This window comes from Nocardia abscessus (assembly GCF_015477775.1).
In the GTDB taxonomy this organism is placed as follows: Bacteria; Actinomycetota; Actinomycetes; order Mycobacteriales; family Mycobacteriaceae; genus Nocardia; species Nocardia abscessus_A.
The window spans coordinates 469,733-486,576 of the sequence record NZ_JADLQO010000001.1 but is presented as its reverse complement, the minus strand read 5'-3'; the positions used below and the strand labels follow the sequence as shown (position 1 = coordinate 486,576).

The following is a 16,844-nucleotide window of genomic DNA, read 5'->3' as shown; positions in this document are numbered from 1 at the left end:
GAGAGGCGGGGGAGCGTGTCTGCTGTCCGTCGGTTACCTGTGGTGGCGGATCTGACGTGGGTGACGGCGGGAGCGATGACCGCCAACGTCGCCGGGTACCTGCTGCAACTGCTGGCCGGACGATGGCTGGGCGTCACCGGGTACAGCGAGTTCGCCAGTCTGCTCGCGGTGCAGCTGCTGTGCGCGGTGCCCGCCTTGGCGTTGCAGAACGTGATCGCCCGGGAACTGGTGCGCGGTGCGGGGACGGCGGCGCTGCGCGGGCTTGAATGGCGGTGCGCGGTGATCGTTGCCGCGGTGGCGGCGGTGCTGGTGCCGCTGGTAGCCCTCACGCTGAACGTCGGCGTGGCCGCCACGGCCGCGGCGCTCGGTGCGGCGCCCGCGCTGGTGCTGTTGTCCGGTGAGCAGGGAGTGCTACAGGGCGGCAAACGGTTTCGCGCGTTGGGTGTGGTGCTCGGCGCCGCGGGCATCGCCCGGGTCACGCCCGCGCTGGTGGTCCTGGCGCTGGGCGGCGGCGCGACGCTCGCGCTCTGGGCGGCGGCCTGCGGGATCGCGGTGGCGGCGCTGCTGGCCAGGATCGTCGCCGGTGCGCAGTCCGCGCGCCCCCGCGCCGCGATCGACCAGGGCGAGGTTGCCGCCGCCCCCGGCGTGCTGCCGGTGCTGCGGGCCGCCCAGGTGCAGGCGGCGCTGATGGCGCTGTCGTCGGCCGACCTGATCGTGGTCCGGATCGTGCTCGACGACGTGGACGCCAGCCGCTACGCGCTCGGCACCATCGCCACCAAGATCGCCTTCTGGCTGCCGCAGGCGGTGGGCGTCGTGCTCTACCCGCGCATGGCCCAGCCGACGCACTCGGCGAGCGCGATCCGGGCGGCACTGGCGGTACTCAGCGGGATCGGCCTCATCGCGGTGCTCGGGGCCGCGCTCGCCGCGCCGGTCGCTCCGCTGCTGGCCGGCGAGGACTACGCGCCGATCCAGAGCCTGCTGTGGGTTTTCGCGCTGCACGGCGCGCTGCTGGCGGTGTTGCAGGGCGCGGTGCTCTCGGCCATCGCCGTCGATCGCACATCCCTGGCGCTGGTCACCTGGCTGGGACTGGCCGTCGAAGTCGCCCTGATGCTGTCGCTGGCCGGCTCGGTCCCGGCGCTGATCATCACGGCCGTATCGGTCGCGGCCACCACCACCGTCCTGGTGGCCGTCATCGTCCTGCGGGCGGCCGACCACTCGACGCGTCCGGAGCCGTTGCGCCCGGTCGGCTGACCGGCACCGCCTAGGATCGTCGCATGATCACCGCGGTGCACACCCTGGTCTACGCGGACGATCCAGACGCGGCCCGCGCGTTCTTCCGCGACGTCCTTCGCCTGCCGAACCTCGAGGCGGGCGAGGGCTGGCTGCTGTTCGCGTCCGCAGAGTAATAGCGTCCCCGCAACGAGTTCGGCTCCCCAGCCGGAGGGCGGGGGAGCCGAATTCAGGGGCACTCAGCCGGTCAGGGCTGCTTGTTGATGCGAATCTGCTCGGTCGGAGCGTCGTCGCCGCCGCGCGGGGCCGGGCGGGAGGGAGCCGCGCCGCTCGGACGCTGGCCCGGAGCGCCGCCCGCACGCGCGGGCGTCGGAGCCGAGCCGCCCCGGATACCGAGGACCACACCGGCGATCAGGGCGATCACACCGAGGACGCCCAGGATGATCGGCATGACCCGCCCGTACAGCGACAGCTTGTCGATGTTCTCCTTGGCCACCGCGAGCTGCGACTCGATCGTGTTCTCGTCGAACACGATGTGCGATTTCAGCGCGGTGACCTCCGGCTTGTCGGCGGTGCGCGAGTAGTAGATGTGCAGCGCCTCGCCACCCTTGACCACCGTGCCGGTCTCCGGCTCCACCCACAGGTCGCGGGTGTTGGTGTAGTAGCGGGTCATGGTCACCGGGGCCTCGCCGCCCTCGACGCCCCACTTGGCGGCGGGCAGGCTCAGCCGGTTGGTCGGCGCCTGCACGACGTCCCACAGGCTCGTGGCCGGCACCGACATCTGGAAGTGGTAGACCTTCGTGTTGTTGATCTCGGTCTCTTCGAGGAAGTTGGCGTCGAAGGTCTTGCGCACGTTGAGATCGAAGTACGGGTAGGTCTTCTTCTCGGTGCCGATCGGGAACCGGTACTGCAGACCGGTGTGCTGCACCGGTTCGGCGATGCTCTGGCCCTCCAGGTTCGCCGACACCGCGATCGAGCCGTTGGGGTCGGTCGCGACCGGCTCGCCGGTCACGCGGTCGATGGTCACCCGGTCGATGGTGGCGGTGAGCAGGCCGGTGTCGCCCTGCTTGTCGATGCGCCGCAGCGTCTGGCCCGCCTGCACCGTCATCTGCTCGGCGTCGGCCGGGTCCTCGACGGTGAGGAAGCGCTGCGAGACCAGGGGAACGTTGGTGTCGACCTTGGCCGAGCCCTCCGGGGCGGTCAGCGACTTGGAGTCGAGCACGAGGCTGTCCTCACCCGGCTGGTTCGTCGCGATCGTGGTGATCTCCAGATCGAGGGGAGTTTTCGCCAGTTTGTCGACGGTGTAGGTCGGGATCATGATTGCGGCGACGATCAGCAACGCGCCGAGACCCACGAGCAGGCAGGCCACCGTCCTTCTGGTACCGGCACTCAGTGCCATGCAAACTCTCCTCGTCGTAGAACAGCAGGTCGCTCCGGCGAGCACTGCGGGCATGCCGCGGCACTCGTGAGCCCCGACACTAACAGTCCGATGTCGTACCATGCGGCGTCGAGGCCGGAAACGGCCGAGAAATCGCCCGAGTCTAACGCGAAATCTGAAACGTCGGGTTATCAACTGTGGATTCGCACGGCAGACTGGAGATCGATGACCGCCACCCTGCCCACCGCCGCGCCCGCGACCGAACGGGTGCGCCCGCGTTCGTTCGTGCCCGCGCTGGAAGGCATGCGCGGGATGGCCGCGCTCGGCGTGCTGCTGACCCACGTCGCCTTCCAGACCGGCGCGTCGGGCACGCCGGTCCTCGGCCGGGTGTGGGGGCGGTTCGACATGGCGGTGGCGGTGTTCTTCGCACTGTCCGGATTCCTGCTCTGGCGCCCGCACGCCGCGGCAGCGCGCGGGCTCGACACGGCACCGCCCGTGGGCTACTACCTGCGGCATCGTGCGGCGCGCATCCTGCCCGCGTACTGGGTCGTGGTGTGCGCGGTCCTGGTGCTGCTGCCCAGCGCCGCCGGGACCGCGGGCCTGCGGGTCTGGGTGTCGAACCTGGCGCTGCTCCAGGTGTTCGTACCGCTGACGCTCACCGACGGACTCACCCAGATGTGGAGTCTCTCGGTGGAGGTGGCCTTCTATCTGGTGCTGCCGTTGCTGGCCTTCGCGCTGGTGCGCCTGCGCGGACCGGCGGCGCGCCTTCGGGTGCCGGTGCTGCTCGCGTTGGCCGTCATCTGTCTCGGCTGGAATTTCATTCCGGTGCCGACTCCGGACGCGATTCACGCGGACAACTGGCTGCCGGGTTATCTGCCCTGGTTCGCCGCGGGCATGCTCCTCGCGGAACTCGCCGAACATAGCGTTCGGCTATCACGCTGGTGGAAAATCGGGGCGAATCAACCGCTGATGTGGACCGTCGCGACCGTCGCGTTCCTGCTCGCGGCGACCGATCTGGCCGGTCCCGCCGGGCTCACCCGGGCCGAGCCTTGGCAGTACGTGGTGAAGATGGGCCTGGGCGCGGTCATCGGGTTCGCGTTGCTCGCACCGCTGGTGCTGCGCGACCCGGCGGCGCGCGGGCACCGCTGGCTGGAGTCGCCGGTGGCCGCGACGCTCGGACGCTGGTCGTACGGCATCTTCATCTGGCACCTCGCGGTGCTGTCGATCGTGTTCCCGGTGTTCGGCATCCTGCCCTTCCAGGGGGACTTCGGTTACGTCCTGGTGCTCACGGTCGCCATCACCCTGCCGGTCGCCGCGGCCAGTTACGCACTGGTGGAGGAGCCGGTGCGGCGCTGGGTCCGGCACAGGGACCGGGTGCGGCGAACTCCCGAACCCGAGCCCGCGCCCTGATCGGCGGCCTGTGCGAGGTCAGCCGTCGAGTTGCCGGTGCATGTCCAGCAGGTGGTGGCGCAGCTCGTGCAGGGTGTGCACCGCCAGCCAGCGCAGGGAACGATCCGCGGGCTCAGGGTAAGGGAAGCCGAGGGTCCGCTCCCAGTCGTCGTCGCCGAGTCGCTCCAGCACGTTCCCGAACAGCAGGGCGGCGTCGCGGATCTGGCGGGCCACGTCCGCGGGGTTCTGCTGGGCGTAGCCGTCGTGCTCGACTCGCTCGTCCCGGCCCATCGGCGTGATGGTGGGATTGTCCGAGCGACGGGCGACGAGCACTCGCTCCCGCTGAGCCAGCAGCACATCCCGCACGTGGCAGGCGTATTCCAGCGGCGACCACACATCGGGTTCGCCGCGCTGTCGTAACTTGCCGCTGTCGGCGCCGAGCAGGTCGGCGTATTCCACGGCGTGCTCCCGCGCCAGCGACGGCACGTCGGCCGCCGAAGCCAAGTCGTAGACGAAACCGCATTCGGCACAGGTGTTCACGCGTGGTCACGTTAGCAACGAGTGCTATTGCGGCGCACGGCGAATCGAACCCGGGTCGTGGGACCGGTTCGAACGGGGGCGTTCGGCGCGTCGCGGCAGCGCCGCGATGCCCACCGCGATGACCGCGATCAGCGCGGGCAACTGCACCAGCACGGACCCACCCATATATTCGTCACCCGAGCGCCATGGACCGGTGGACAGCGCCGCGGCGGAGAGTGTGGTGCCCACGCCCGCCACGACGACCAGCACCCGGGGCGTGAGGTACGGCGTGAAACGGGTTGCGGCCAAGGCGATCACCGTCGCGCCCGCGCCCACCGGACCCGCGATGACAGTGGCCGCGCCGGTGAGCCCCACGGCGCCCATCCAGCGCCTGCCCCAGGTGCGGGGCACGTCGGTGCGCCGATCCGGCTGATCGGCTCCGCCGGCCTCGGCATGGGCGGCATCCCGACGCTTGCGACGAGGAATGGCGAGGACAACGAGTGGCACGAGCAGCAGCAGGCCGCCGAAGATGCCGAGGCGGTACCAGCGGTCGACCGGGAAAGAGACCGTCACCGGTCCGGTGACGTCGGCAGGCAGCAGCCAGGCTTGCTGCCAGCCATCGACCACCACCGGTTCGAGCACGCGTCCGTCCGCGCTGGTCGCACGCCATCCGACGTTGGTGCTCAGCGGCAGCACGAGCAGGCGGGTCCCCGTATCCGAAGCGGGCGGAGCGGGAGTTTCCGTCCCGGCGCGGTGCAAGCGGAGCCGATCCACGAAGAACAGGTCGGTGGGCCCGACCGCCACGTCGGCCCGGCCCTGCGGCAGCGCGAGCTCGTCCGGTGTGCCTGCCTGCGGCTCGGTCGCGTCGTCGGCGCAGACGCGCGCGGGAACGGGTGCGCCGGAGCGCAATTCGCCGACCGTGGCGGTCACCGTGGTGCGCAGCGTCCGCCCGCCCGCGTCGATCGTCGGCCCCAGTGCGCAGGGGACGGTGATCTCGCGGTCCACCGGTGCGGCCGCGGGGTATTCCGGTCCCAGGACCGTCACCTCGGCCAGTCCGGCAGGCTGGGTCTGGGCGAAGCCGAGCGCGGTCTGGTCGAGCACCGGCCGCCAGGTCCGCAAGCTGAGTTCGATCCGGTCGGTCACGGTGGGGTGCAGGGAGATCCGCGTGGGTGTGCCCGGATCCTCGTCGTCCAGCTCCCGCACCTGCGGGCCTTCTCCGAGATTCACCGTCACCGAGGTGGGCGCCGCGGGCAGGCCGCCGAGCGAGGGGGTCAGCTCGAGGCCGGTCACCAGCGTGGGTTCGGGCAGTTCGATGGTGAGCGTCGGCCTGCCGCCGGTGGTCTGGCGGACCGAGTCCTCCGGCGCGGTCCAGCTCGTGCGCGGATCGCCGTCGGTCGCGGCGAAAGCGGCCCCACGCAAGTCGCCGACGTCGGCCTTACCCCGCGCCACCGGGCGGGCGCTGTCGGTGAGCAGCGCCTCCAGGGCCGGGCCCTGCCTGGTGCGGACGGTCAGTTCCGGAGTGACCGACATCGGTTCCGGAACCGTCAGCGTGCGCTGGAACGTACCCGGTTCCTCGGGCGCCAAGGCCAGCCCCTTGCTGCACCGCACCCGATCGGGCGCATCGAAACACGCACTGCGGCCGGGGAATTCCTGGCCGAGATCCCAGCCCCGCACCTGCGCGCCCGCCGGAGCGGCCGGCACCACCGTCCGATGCCGGATGTCGACGCGGACCGGCGCGTTACGCTGCGAATAGTCGTCCAGCCTGAGTTCGCTGATGCCGAATTGCCCGCCTCCGGAACCGTTTTCGGTGCGGATGGCGGTGATGGTCAGCCATTCGGTGCGACCGGCGGGCAGCGAAACCGAGACCGACGCACCGGGTTCGGACACCCGGACCGAGACGGTGCCGTTGGCGGTGCGCACCTCGATCCACTTGATCGGGTCGCCGATGGCGGCCGAGCTGGTGGTGAGGTTCAGTTGCCCGGTCTGGATGGGGCGATCGAGATCGAGCCGCAGCCACTGTCCCAAGGCGCGTTCGGTGCCGTTGCTGATCCACGCGGTGGCCGGATCGCCGTCGACGACAGCCGCGGTCGAGCTGCCCGGAGCCGCGCCGCCGAGCTGGGTGGCGTCCGCGGCCGAACTCGACGCGGTGATCGTGGCGCCGGACCACTCGCCGCGCACCAGCTCGGCGCCGGGCACCGGATAGTCGGGCACCAGGTTGTGGGTACGGCGCGCGTCGTCGGGAGCACGCAGCGCCGAGTTGTGGTTGTCCACCCGGCCGAAATCGGCCTCGCGATCCATCGGTGTGTCGGTGACGGTCACCGGTCCGGTCGGCAACCCGGCCCGGGTCGCGTCGGCGGCGAGCAAGGTGGGGGTCCGGGCGGCCCCCGGATCACGGTGCATCCGCTCGAGCACTTCGGGTCCGCCCTGGATGACCGGAACATCCCCGAGCGGAACGGTGTACGCGCCGGGGAACGCCTCCGGCGCGCCGGTACCGCCGCGCACCTCGGCGGGTGTCCCGCGCCCCGGCGCGTCCACCCGGTAGATCTCGACCGCCGGGTACGGCGGGCGCAGGTCACCGTCGGCCACCAGGCCGTCGGCGATCACCAGCGATTCGATCGGGTTGCCGAACTCGGCCACCTTGCGCAGGCCCGGCGAATAGTCGAGCGCCTGGTGGGCCAGCATCGGCCGGGTCGAGCGGGAGGTGTCCGGGTCGAGGTCGTTGCGCAGGACGACCACGCCGATGCCCTGGGCGGACAGCGTCGCGGCCAGGCCTGCCGAGGGCCTCCCGTCGGCGATGAGCCGCTGCACCGAGTCCATCGCGCGAATGGTGCCGGGCGGGTTCAGCGGCACCGCGTCGCGGATCGCCCACGGGGTTTCGGCCAGCGCTTGCAGCGGTTCGTCGCGCGTGAGTCCCCAGACCTGGCTGCCGAAGGGCGCGCCGGGCACCACCAAGGCGCGCGTGTCGGCGGCATTGTCCTTCAGCCAGTCCGCGGTCTGGTGCCAGTATCCGGGCACGTGATCGTAGGCGCCGCGCGGTGCGAGCTTCCCGGTCCAGGCCAGCGAGGTGGACAGCGCGAGCGCGGTGAGGATCAGCGCCGCGACCGCGACCGCGCGGTCCCGTTCCGGGTGCGCGAACGCCCCACGCCAGACCGGCAGCGCAGCGGAGGCGGGCAGCGGGACCCGGGCGAGCAGTTGAGCCAGGCCGAGCACGAGCGGTATGCGGATCAGCGGCTCCAGCTTGTGCACGTTGCGCAGCGGGGCGCCGCCGGAGTCCAGGAAGACGCGCACCGACTCGGCGAACGGTCCGCCCAGCTCGCCCACGAACCCCGCGCAGATGCCGACCAGCCCGACACACAGGATCAGGACCAGCCTGCCCCGGTACGGCATGGACCGCAGCGCCAGGCCCGCCATGCCCGCCGCCGCGACCAGGCCCGTCGCGAGGACCGCCGCGGGCTGGGTCACCAGCACCGCGCCCGCGATGCGTTCCGGCGAGACGAACGGCGTCCAGCTGTCGGTGCCGCGCAGCACTTCGCCGAGCGAGGCCCACTGCGTCGTCACGCCCGAGGACTCGATGTAGTCCAGGAACGGTGGGCTCACTTTGCCCAGCAGCAGCAGCGGCACCACCCACCAGCAGGTAGCCAGCACCAGCAGCGGAATCCACGCTGCCGTGAAACGCCACCAGCGCGGGTTCGGCCGGTAGGCCAGCCACCACAGCAGTGCGGGCAGGAAGGCGGCCACCGTTGCGACCGCGTTGACCGAGCCCATCAGGGCCAGCGCCAGCGCGCTGACCGCGGGCGAGGCCGCCGCGCCCGGTCGCCGGTTACGCCGCGCGACGCCGAGCGCGGCGGGCGCGAGCAGCACCCACGGCGCGAGCATCATCGGCAGCGTCTCCGAGGAGATCGATCCGACGGTGGTCAGGACACGCGGCGACAGCGCGAACGCGAGCGCGGCGACGACGCGCGACCCGCGCGTGCCGATGCCGAGCGCCTCGCACAGGCGGACAATCCCCCAGAATCCGGCGAGCAGCAGCAGCGCCCACCAGATCCGCTGCGTCACCCAGGCGGGCACGCCCAGCACATGGCCGAGCGAGAAGAACGCGCCGTGCGGGAAGAAGTAGCCGTAGGCCTGGTTCTGCACCTGGCCCATAGGGGCCTGGCTGCTCCACAGATGGCTCGCGCGTTCGAGGAAGCCGAGCGGATTCTGCGCCAGGTCGTATTTCGTGTCGGCGACCGTGAGTCCGGGCGCCTGCGCGAAGGTCAGCAGGAACGCCACGACGACCGTCGCGGCGAACCAGCGTCTGCCCAGCGGCGCGGTGCTGCTCTGCCCCGGCGCCGTTGGGTATCCGAGCGAGTCGGCGGGTGAAGCGGAGGTCAGCGGGTCAGCGGCTGCCGTACTCAACGTTGTTCAGCAGCGAGGAGTCCTTGTCGCCGCTGCGGTCGATGTCCGGGCGCGAGTTCTGCTGGATCGCCATGGTGATGAGGAAAACTCCGAGTACGCCCAGCACGGCGCCCGCGACAGCACTCGCAACACCCGGGACAGCAAACTTCATCGCGGCACTCCAATACGTCGATGCAGGCACGTTCCCGGTCAACCTAGCAGGGCGTCCGGTATTTGTATGCGTTCAGGCCGTGGAAACCCCGTCGACTTTCTCCGGCGGGCCGCCCGCGAGCACGCACCGACCAGCTTCGCGACCACTCGATCCGCGGGTCGATCCGGTGCGGGTGGGAGCTTCAGCGTGTGGGGAGAGCGCAGGCCAGCGCACCGAGCAGGGTGCGCAGCTTCGCGGTGGTCTCGTCCAGCTCGGCCTGCGGATCGGAGGCGGCGACGATACCGCCGCCCGCGTACGCCCGCACGGTTCGGCCGTCGGCCGCGAGTTCCGCGCAGCGGATCGCGACCACCCAGGCGCCGTCGCCGTCGGCGTCACACCAGCCGACGGCGCCGCCGTAGAACCCGCGGTCGTCCTCGACGTGCGCGATGGTGTCCAGTGCCAGATCGGTGGGAGTGCCGCAGACCGCGGGCGTGGGATGCAGCAGCAGCGCCAAGTCGAGCGCGGTGGTCTCGGTGTTGCGCAGGCGGCCCCGGATCGGCGTCGCCAGGTGCCACACCTCGTGGGTGCTGATCAGTTCCGGGCTCGCGGGAATCGACAGCTGCGCGCACACCGGCGCGAGCCGCTCCCGGATCCAGTCGATAACGAACGCGTGCTCGTCGCGATTCTTGGTGCTGGCCAGCAGTTCTCGGGCTTGGGCGGCATCGGCGTCCGGGTCGGCCAGGCGCGGCAGGGTGCCCGCCAGCGGTCGCAGCGTCACGACCTCGCCCTGCCGGTCGACCAGTACCTCCGGCGATGCGCCCACGAGGGTCGCACCGGCGCGTCCGGCGGCTGTGAGGTCTACGGCGAAGACGTTCGCGTGCGGATGCCTGGTCAGCAGGTGCCCGGCGACGACTTCCGGATCGAGCGCGGAACGCGCCTCGGCCAGCACCGAACGCGCCGCGACCACCTTCCGCAGCGGTTGCGCGGGGTCGTTGAGCTGCTCGACGAGCTTCGTCACGCGCGCCACATGCTCTGCCGGGCTCGGTATCTCGGTCACCACGCGCACCTCGGGCAGGTCGGGCAGTGCGGCGGGCCGCCACGGACCGGCGGTGTGCTCGGCGCGCTCGGGCACACACAGTGCGGCGGGCTCGCGCGGATCGAAGGGCAGTGCACCGACGATCAGGTCGGCGCGGCCCTCGCGCAGCGCGGCCCCCGCTCGTCGCGCGTCGTCGAAGCAGACCCGGCTCCCATGACCCCGAACAACCCCGTCGGCCCGAGCAAGCAGGAACCCATCCATCACCCCAACCTAGCCCCGTCGCAGCTCCCCGCTGCGCGGGAGCGATCCATATCTCACAGGGGCGCGGTCACGAGTTCTTGCCGGGCGGGACGAGCAGGACCGGGCGGTGACAATGCTTGAGGACGGCGTCGGCGACGCTGCTGTGCAGGAGCGCGCGGAGCCCGGTGGCGCCACGGGTGCCCGCGACGATGATGTCGACGTCCAGCTCGTCGGCGCAATCGACGATGGCGTTCCAGATGGTGGTGGTGCATTCGGCGGTGCGCGCCTCGGCGTGCAGGCCCGCCAGCTCGGCCAGCCGCACCCCCTCGGCGTTGGTGGCGCGCGCGTCGACGTAGGCGATGTCCTCGATCTCGTCGTCCGGCACCCATTCCGGTTGCATGACACCCGACAGCCCCGACAGGCGAGCGGCTTGACGCACCATGGGTTCCCACGCGGTCAGCACGACGGCTCGATTCGCGGTGAGGAAGCGCCCGGCATATTCGACGGCGCGCTTGGCGTTCTCGGAGCCGTCGTAGGCGATGAGCATCGAATCGCAGGGCACGATGACCTCCTGAGGGAGACGCACGGCGACACCTCGAGATTACCCCGCCCGAGCCCGCTCGAACCGGCTTGTTTCCGGGTATGACCTGCGCAAAGGCGAGCGTGCCCGAACCCATCGGCGCCGATGATCCGGCCGCACGCGCCCAGCGGCGCGGCCGATCCGGCGCATGCGATCGGAACCACGCCGAGCGGCTCGGTGGCCCGCGACGGGGGCGCGAGCAGACGTGTCCGTGTGTGCGATCGGTCCGATGCGGCCCGACCCGAGACAACGATTCGATACCGGTGGGTGAGTTACCCGCCCGGTAGCCACGTAGCGACTGCGGTCGCGCACGTCGCTGCGAGTACGGTTGGCCTCTATGCGGAAGACGCCTCTGCTCGTCCTCGCCGTTCTCGCCGCCGTCGCGACCGCCTGCTCGAACGGCGGCTCCACCGAGTCGGCCTCGTCGAGTCCCACCACCGCGACAGGGGAAGCGACCACCGCCGCGATCCCGGCCACCGGTTCGGCGCCGCCGGACTGCAACGCCGGGTATCTCGCGCAGTTCACCACCCGCGCGAAGCTCGCCCAACTGCTGACGGTCGGCGTCACCGGCGCCGACGACGCCACGAACGTGGTGCGCGACGAGCAGATCGGCGGCATCTTCGTGGGCGGATGGACCGACCAGGCGCTGCTCGCCTCCGGACAGATCACGCAGGTTCAGCAGGCCGCCAAAGTGCCCCTGATGGTGACCATCGACGAGGAGGGCGGCCGCGTCTCGCGGGTGCGCGACCTGATCGGCGCGGCTCCGTCGGCGCGGGAGACGGCGCAGACCATGAGTCCCGAGCAGTTCTACAGCGCGACGCTCGTCCGGGGCCGTGCACTGAAGGATCTGGGCGTGACGGTGGATTTCGCCCCCGATATCGACGTCAGCTCCCAGCCGGACGACTCGGTGATCGGCGACCGCTCCTTCTCCGACGACCCGGAGAAGGTCACCCGCTACGCGGACGCCTACATCCGCGCCATGCGTGAGGTCGGCCTCGGCACGGTGATGAAGCACTTCCCCGGCCACGGCTCCGGCTCGGGCGACTCGCACACCGGGGCGGTGCGCACCCCGCCGCTGGACCAGTTGCAGCAAGTGGACCTGGTGCCGTTCCGGAACCTGATCGGCTCGGGCGCGGCCGTGATGGTCGGCCACCTGGACGTGCCCGGACTGACCACTCCGAACGTCCCGGCCAGCATCAGTCCGGAGGCCATGCGGTTGCTGCGGGAGGGCAGCGGCTACGGCGCCGCGCCGTTCCAGGGCCCGATCTTCACCGACGATCTCGGTGGCATGGCGGCGATCACCAGCCGGATGTCGATCGAGGACGCCGTCGAGGCCGCGCTGGTCGCCGGGGCCGACAATGCCCTGTGGATCACCACCGACGCGGTGCCGCGGGTGCTGGACCGGCTGGAGCAGGCGGTGTCGAGCGGACTACTGCCGATGGCGCAGGTGGATGCCTCGGTGTTGCGCGTGGCCGCGTACAAGGGTGCGCTACCGCGCTGCTGAGGCGGGCCGCACGGCCGAGTCGGGCGACTGGTGAGCAAATCGGACCGCCGGAACTTACCTTGGAGTAATATATGAGATTCACCTGTGGTAGGAGTGTTGATGGCGGGCGGTACGAAGCGGCTTCCGCGGGCGGTACGCGAGCAGCAGATGCTCGACGCCGCCGTGGAGGTCTTCTCGCGTAGAGGCTTCCACGACACGTCGATGGACGCGATCGCCGCCGAGGCGAAGATCTCGAAGCCGATGCTGTATCTGTACTACGGCTCCAAGGACGAATTGTTCCGCGCGTGCATCCAGCGGGAGGGGATGCGGTTCATCGAATCCGTCGCGCCCGCGGGAAACCCCCTGCTGACGCCGCATGAGCAGGTACGCACCGCGCTGGAGGGCTTCCTCGGCTTCGTCGACCGCAACCGGCGCTCCTGGCAGGTGCTCTACCGGCAGGCCATCGGCCAGCAGGCGTTCGCCTCGGAGATCGAGAACGCGCGCGAACGCGTCATCGAGCTGACCGCCAAACTGCTGGAGTCCAGCGCCAAGCACGCCGAGCCGGGAACGAACTTCGACGTCGTCGCGGTCGCCGTGATCGGTGCGGGCGAAGCCATCGCCGACCGGCTGGCCAGTGGCCGGATCGAGGTCGCCGAGGCCGTCGATCTGCTCGACGACTTGGCCTGGCGCGGGCTCGCGGGCCGGAAGAAAACCGAGTAACCCGCCTTTTGCCCATCCCGGTTGCTTCCGCGCCGCCCTTTTGCCACAGTGCGTGAGTTCGCATAGCGCGGACCGGCTCATTCGATCGAGCCGGGGAGGAACGGGGCGGAAGTGTTCGGGTTGCTCAGGCCGTGTGCACACGGCGCTCAGAAGTATGGAATCGATGCGGCCGAGTGGCAGGCGCATCTGTGCGGTTTGTGTCTCGGGCTGCGGGACGGGCACGGTCAGCTCGCTCGCGCCACCACCAACAAGGACGCGCTGGTGCTGAGCATGCTCACCGAGGCACAGTCCGGTTCGGCCGCACGTGCCACCGCTGCGCCGTGTCCGCTGCGCGGGATGCGCCGCGCGTCGGTGGTCACCGCCGACTCGCCCGGCGTTCAGCTCGCCACCACCGCCTCGCTGTTGTTGGCGGCGGCCAAGATTCGCGACCACGTGGACGATGGCGACGTGGCCGGTCTCGCGCGCAGGCCGCTGGCGAAAGCCGCGGCGCGATGGGGCAGGGAGGCCCGCGCGGGCGCGGCGCGGATCGGTCTCGACGTCGACCCGCTCGTCGCGGCGCTCGTCGCGCAGGTGCGACTGGAGCACGAGGCGAAAGAGCTGGTCGCCGTTGGCGGTTCGCGCGGGGCGGGGACGCGATCGGCCGGATTGGTGCCGGAACAGCTTGCCGCTTCGCCGCATTGGCTCTCGGCAATGGCGCCTTCGGCGGACCCGCTGGACCGGTTGACCGCCCCCACTCAGCTGTGCGCGTCGGCCTTCTTCGCGCACACCGCCGTGCTGGCCGAGCGCCCGGACAATATCGAGGCGTTGCGTGCGGCCGGATGGCAGTTCGGCCGGATCGCGCACCTGGCCGACGCCGTCGCGGACTACGACGACGACGCCACTCACGGCCGCTTCAACCCGCTCGCAGCCACCGGCACCACCGTGCCCGAGGCCTATGACCTGCTGCGGCAATCGAATTCACGCCTGCGCGCGGCCGTGGCGGAGGCCGAGCTCAGCCGGGTGCCCACCGTCCGCTGGATGCTGCTCGACCCGCTGACCGCGGTGCTGCGGCGGCTCGGCGGCGGGCTCGGAACCTTCGCCGCCCATACGTGCTCGGTGTCGCCCGATACCGAAGGAGCTCCACGCGCCGAGGTCCGCGCCCAACGGCACGGAACCGGGCACCGTCGGCCGACCCGTCGCCCGGGTGTCGGTGAGTCTCTCGCGCTGATCCTGGGCGGCTACTGCACCGGCTACGCGTGCTGCGCCGACCACACGCAACCGTGCACCGGCGAACGCAAGGACGCTTGGATCAAGAATTGCGACTGCGGCGAATGCGATTGCGGCTGTTGCAATTGCGGCGACTGCGGCTGCTGTAGCTGCGACTGCTGACCGGCACCCGGAGAAGCTCGCTGGAATGCGCGAAGCCGCACCCCGATTCGCGGAAATCGGGATGCGGCTTCGGCTTGCTCAGCGCAGGGTCGCCGTCAGATGCGGGTACCCCTTCTTCGGGTGGCGCAGCGCCAGATCCCAACCGCCTTCGACCTGGTCGGCATACAGGTTGACGGCGGAAGGCAGCAGAATCGGCTTACCGAACTTGACCGAGTACGTGGTCTGCTCCGGAATGCGCCCCTCGACGGCGCCGAGAACGGTCGCCGCCGACCACATGCCGTGGGCGATCGATCGCGGGAAGCCGAATGCCTTGGCGCCCAGTGCCGAAGTGTGGATGGGGTTGTGGTCGCCGGACGCGGCGGCGTAGCGGGTGATCGTCTTCTGATCCACCCGCAGGGTGCGCAGCGGCGGCGGCGGGACCTCGTCCGGCTTCGGCTCCTGCTTCGGCCCGCCCGACAGCGAGGTGCGCTGCTGGTGCAGGAACGTGGTGACCTGGTGCCACACCAGCTCCCGGCCCACCTTCACATCGCTGATCGCGTCCACCAGCAGGCCCTTCGGGTGCTCGCGCAGGTTCTCGATGTGCGTGCGGATATCCAATGGCTCGCTCACCGAGATGTCCCGGGTGCGCTCGATGACGTTCTGCGCGTGCACCGCGCCCACCGCGACGAACGGGAAGTCCCGCGCCACCACCAGCTGCATGGCCAGCGGGAAGGTGAGGATGAACGGATAGGTCAGCGGCAGCGCGTCACCGAACCGCAAACCGGTCGCCCGGCAGTAGGCGGCCAGATGATCCGGATCCACCCGCAGGCCGTCGAGCCGAACGGCCCGGTCCGGCAGCGTCGGCTTGCGCGCCGACAGCAGCGGCACCGCGCCGAGCGCGGCCTTGACGAACAGGCGGCTGTTCTTCGGCGGTTCGGTGAGGGTGATCACCTGTGTCTTCTCCCGGCCCGGAGCCTGCGTCATCATGCTCCGATCAGGCTCTGCCCGCAGACGCGCACGACGTTGCCGGTCACCGCGTTCGAGGCCGGGCTCGCGAAGTAGGCGATGGTCTCGGCGACGTCGACGGTCTGGCCGCCCTGCAGCAGCGAACTCATCAGCCGGCCCGCTTCCCGGGTGGCCAGCGGGATCGCGGCGGTCATCGCGGTCTCGATGAAACCGGGCGCGACGGCGTTGATGGTGATGTTCTTCTCCGCCAGCTTCGGCGCCTCGGCGTTCACCATGCCGATGACGCCCGCCTTGGACGCGCCGTAGTTGGTCTGGCCGCGGTTGCCCGCGATGCCCGCGATCGAGGACACGTCGATCACGCGACCGCCCTCCTTCAGCGCGCCCCTGGCCACCAGGCCCTCGGTGATCCGGTGCGGCGCTGCGAGGTTGACGTTGATGACCGAGTTCCAGCGGCCCTCGTCCATGTTCGCCAGCAGCTTGTCGCGGGTGATGCCCGCGTTGTGCACGATGATGTCGATGCCGCCGAAACGCTCGGTGGCGAACTCGGCCAGCTTCTCCGCCGCGTCGGGCGCGGTCACGTCGAGCGCGAGAGCGGTGCCACCCACCTTGTTCGCGGTCTGCGACAGCGCCTCGCCCGCGGCCGGGATGTCGGCCACGATCACCTGGGCGCCGTCGCGGGCGAACACCTCGGCGATGGTGGCGCCGATGCCGCGCGCCGCACCGGTGACCACCGCGACCTTGCCGTCCAGCGGGCGGTCCCAGTCGGCGGGTGCGCTCGCGTCGTCCTTGCCGACCCGGATGACCTGGCCGTCGACGAACGCCGACTTGGCCGAGAGCAGGAAGCGCAGGGTGGACTCCAAGCCGGTGGCCGTGGCCGAGGCCTCCGGATGCAGGTACACCAGCTGGGCGGTCGAGCCGCGCAGCAGTTCCTTGGCCACCGAGCGGGTGAAGCCCTCCAGCGCGCGCTGCGCGATCTGCTCGTCCACGCCGGAAGCCAGCTCCGGCGTGGTGCCGATGACCACGATGCGCCCGGAGGGGGTGAGGCTGCGCATGGCGGGCTGGAAGAACTCGAACAGCTGGGAGAGATCCTCGACGGTGCCGATGCCGGTGGCGTCGAACACCAGGGCGCCGTACTTGGTCTCCTGGCCGAGCGCGTCGGCGAAATCGTAGTCCGACAGCAGGGCGCGCACCGGCTCGGCGACCCGGCCCTTGCCGCCGATCAGCACCGGACCGGACAGCGGCGGCTCGCCTTTGACGTAGCGGCGCAGAGTCGCAGGCTGCGGGAGGCCGAGTTTGCCTGCCAGGAACGCGCCAGGGGCGGAGTGTACGAACGATCCATAGAGGTTGGGAGCACCCTTACTCTTGCTGGCTGCCACTGTTCCTACCTTTTCTGAGTTCAGTCTCTCGGGTTGGGGGTGGTTGGGGGTA

At 70.7% G+C, this 16,844-nt stretch carries 14 protein-coding genes; 6 read left to right on the top strand and 8 right to left on the bottom strand.

Annotated elements, in window-relative coordinates:
• Window positions 1–75 precede the first annotated feature (75 nt).
• Both IU450_RS02375 and IU450_RS39460 read left to right on the top strand, forming a co-directional pair.
• Window positions 76–1,251, top strand: coding sequence for a polysaccharide biosynthesis protein (locus IU450_RS02375; protein WP_228833910.1), 1,176 nt, complete (start codon window positions 76–78; stop codon window positions 1,249–1,251).
• 23 nt (window positions 1,252–1,274) lie between these two features.
• Window positions 1,275–1,406 (top strand): hypothetical protein, encoded by a 132-nt coding sequence (locus IU450_RS39460; protein WP_416382828.1) that lies wholly within the window; start codon window positions 1,275–1,277, stop codon window positions 1,404–1,406.
• Between the two features lie 71 nt (window positions 1,407–1,477).
• Here the strand turns inward: IU450_RS39460 and IU450_RS02370 are convergent, their stop codons facing one another.
• Window positions 1,478–2,629, bottom strand: a complete 1,152-nt coding sequence (locus tag IU450_RS02370) for a DUF3068 domain-containing protein (RefSeq protein WP_195148113.1) — start codon at window positions 2,627–2,629, stop codon at window positions 1,478–1,480.
• A 204-nt stretch (window positions 2,630–2,833) separates the two neighbouring features.
• Here IU450_RS02370 and IU450_RS02365 point away from each other — a divergent pair, with 204 nt between their 5' ends.
• Entirely contained in the window at window positions 2,834–4,018 is a 1,185-nt protein-coding gene (locus IU450_RS02365) for an acyltransferase family protein (protein WP_195148112.1), read from the top strand.
• Window positions 4,019–4,036: 18 nt separating this feature from the next.
• Here IU450_RS02365 and IU450_RS02360 read toward each other — a convergent pair whose 3' ends face one another.
• The 5 genes from IU450_RS02360 to IU450_RS02340 all read right to left on the bottom strand — a co-directional run bounded on the left by IU450_RS02360 (window position 4,037) and on the right by IU450_RS02340 (window position 10,867).
• Window positions 4,037–4,537: a DinB family protein gene (locus IU450_RS02360; RefSeq protein WP_195148111.1), complete on the bottom strand. Its 501-nt coding sequence runs from the start codon at window positions 4,535–4,537 to the stop codon at window positions 4,037–4,039.
• Window positions 4,538–4,561: 24 nt separating this feature from the next.
• Window positions 4,562–8,890 (bottom strand): alpha-(1->3)-arabinofuranosyltransferase, encoded by a 4,329-nt coding sequence (locus IU450_RS02355; protein ID WP_416382839.1) that lies wholly within the window; start codon window positions 8,888–8,890, stop codon window positions 4,562–4,564.
• 4 nt (window positions 8,891–8,894) lie between these two features.
• A complete protein-coding gene (locus tag IU450_RS02350) occupies window positions 8,895–9,065 on the bottom strand; it encodes a DUF2613 domain-containing protein (RefSeq protein ID WP_083887841.1) in 171 nt (56 codons plus the stop codon).
• Window positions 9,066–9,246: 181 nt separating this feature from the next.
• Window positions 9,247–10,341 carry an isochorismate synthase gene (locus tag IU450_RS02345; protein WP_195148110.1) on the bottom strand — a complete coding sequence of 365 codons (1,095 nt, stop codon included), beginning with the start codon at window positions 10,339–10,341 and terminating at the stop codon, window positions 9,247–9,249.
• A 67-nt stretch (window positions 10,342–10,408) separates the two neighbouring features.
• Window positions 10,409–10,867 (bottom strand): universal stress protein, encoded by a 459-nt coding sequence (locus tag IU450_RS02340; protein WP_228834027.1) that lies wholly within the window; start codon window positions 10,865–10,867, stop codon window positions 10,409–10,411.
• 370 nt (window positions 10,868–11,237) lie between these two features.
• Here IU450_RS02340 and IU450_RS02335 point away from each other — a divergent pair, with 370 nt between their 5' ends.
• The 3 genes from IU450_RS02335 (at window position 11,238) to IU450_RS02325 (ending at window position 14,471) form a co-directional block, all read left to right on the top strand.
• Entirely contained in the window at window positions 11,238–12,404 is a 1,167-nt protein-coding gene (locus IU450_RS02335) for a glycoside hydrolase family 3 N-terminal domain-containing protein (protein WP_195148109.1), read from the top strand.
• A 99-nt stretch (window positions 12,405–12,503) separates the two neighbouring features.
• A complete protein-coding gene (locus IU450_RS02330; protein ID WP_195148108.1) occupies window positions 12,504–13,103 on the top strand; it encodes a TetR/AcrR family transcriptional regulator in 600 nt (199 codons plus the stop codon).
• Window positions 13,104–13,214: 111 nt separating this feature from the next.
• Entirely contained in the window at window positions 13,215–14,471 is a 1,257-nt protein-coding gene (locus IU450_RS02325; protein WP_195148107.1) for a DUF5685 family protein, read from the top strand.
• Between the two features lie 78 nt (window positions 14,472–14,549).
• On the opposite strand, the gene IU450_RS02320 is transcribed toward IU450_RS02325, so the two are convergent.
• The gene (locus IU450_RS02320) at window positions 14,550–15,437 is read right to left on the bottom strand and encodes a MaoC/PaaZ C-terminal domain-containing protein (RefSeq protein WP_228833909.1); all 888 of its coding nucleotides are present in this window, start codon (window positions 15,435–15,437) and stop codon (window positions 14,550–14,552) included.
• Window positions 15,434–16,792, bottom strand: coding sequence for a 3-oxoacyl-ACP reductase (locus tag IU450_RS02315; protein ID WP_195148106.1), 1,359 nt, complete (start codon window positions 16,790–16,792; stop codon window positions 15,434–15,436). The genes IU450_RS02320 and IU450_RS02315 overlap by 4 nt, the downstream gene beginning before the upstream one ends.
• Window positions 16,793–16,844 lie beyond the last annotated feature (52 nt).

Coding starts and splice junctions, on each gene's coding strand:
- IU450_RS02370 (WP_195148113.1), bottom strand. CDS start 2,629: ATGGCACTGAGTGCCGGTACCAGAAGGACGGTGGCCTGCCTGCTCGTG.
- IU450_RS02330 (WP_195148108.1), top strand. CDS start 12,504: ATGGCGGGCGGTACGAAGCGGCTTCCGCGGGCGGTACGCGAGCAGCAG.
- IU450_RS02365 (WP_195148112.1), top strand. CDS start 2,834: ATGACCGCCACCCTGCCCACCGCCGCGCCCGCGACCGAACGGGTGCGC.
- IU450_RS02340 (WP_228834027.1), bottom strand. CDS start 10,867: ATGCTCATCGCCTACGACGGCTCCGAGAACGCCAAGCGCGCCGTCGAA.
- IU450_RS02345 (WP_195148110.1), bottom strand. CDS start 10,341: ATGGATGGGTTCCTGCTTGCTCGGGCCGACGGGGTTGTTCGGGGTCAT.
- IU450_RS02320 (WP_228833909.1), bottom strand. CDS start 15,437: ATGATGACGCAGGCTCCGGGCCGGGAGAAGACACAGGTGATCACCCTC.
- IU450_RS39460 (WP_416382828.1), top strand. CDS start 1,275: ATGATCACCGCGGTGCACACCCTGGTCTACGCGGACGATCCAGACGCG.
- IU450_RS02375 (WP_228833910.1), top strand. CDS start 76: ATGACCGCCAACGTCGCCGGGTACCTGCTGCAACTGCTGGCCGGACGA.
- IU450_RS02350 (WP_083887841.1), bottom strand. CDS start 9,065: ATGAAGTTTGCTGTCCCGGGTGTTGCGAGTGCTGTCGCGGGCGCCGTG.
- IU450_RS02335 (WP_195148109.1), top strand. CDS start 11,238: ATGCGGAAGACGCCTCTGCTCGTCCTCGCCGTTCTCGCCGCCGTCGCG.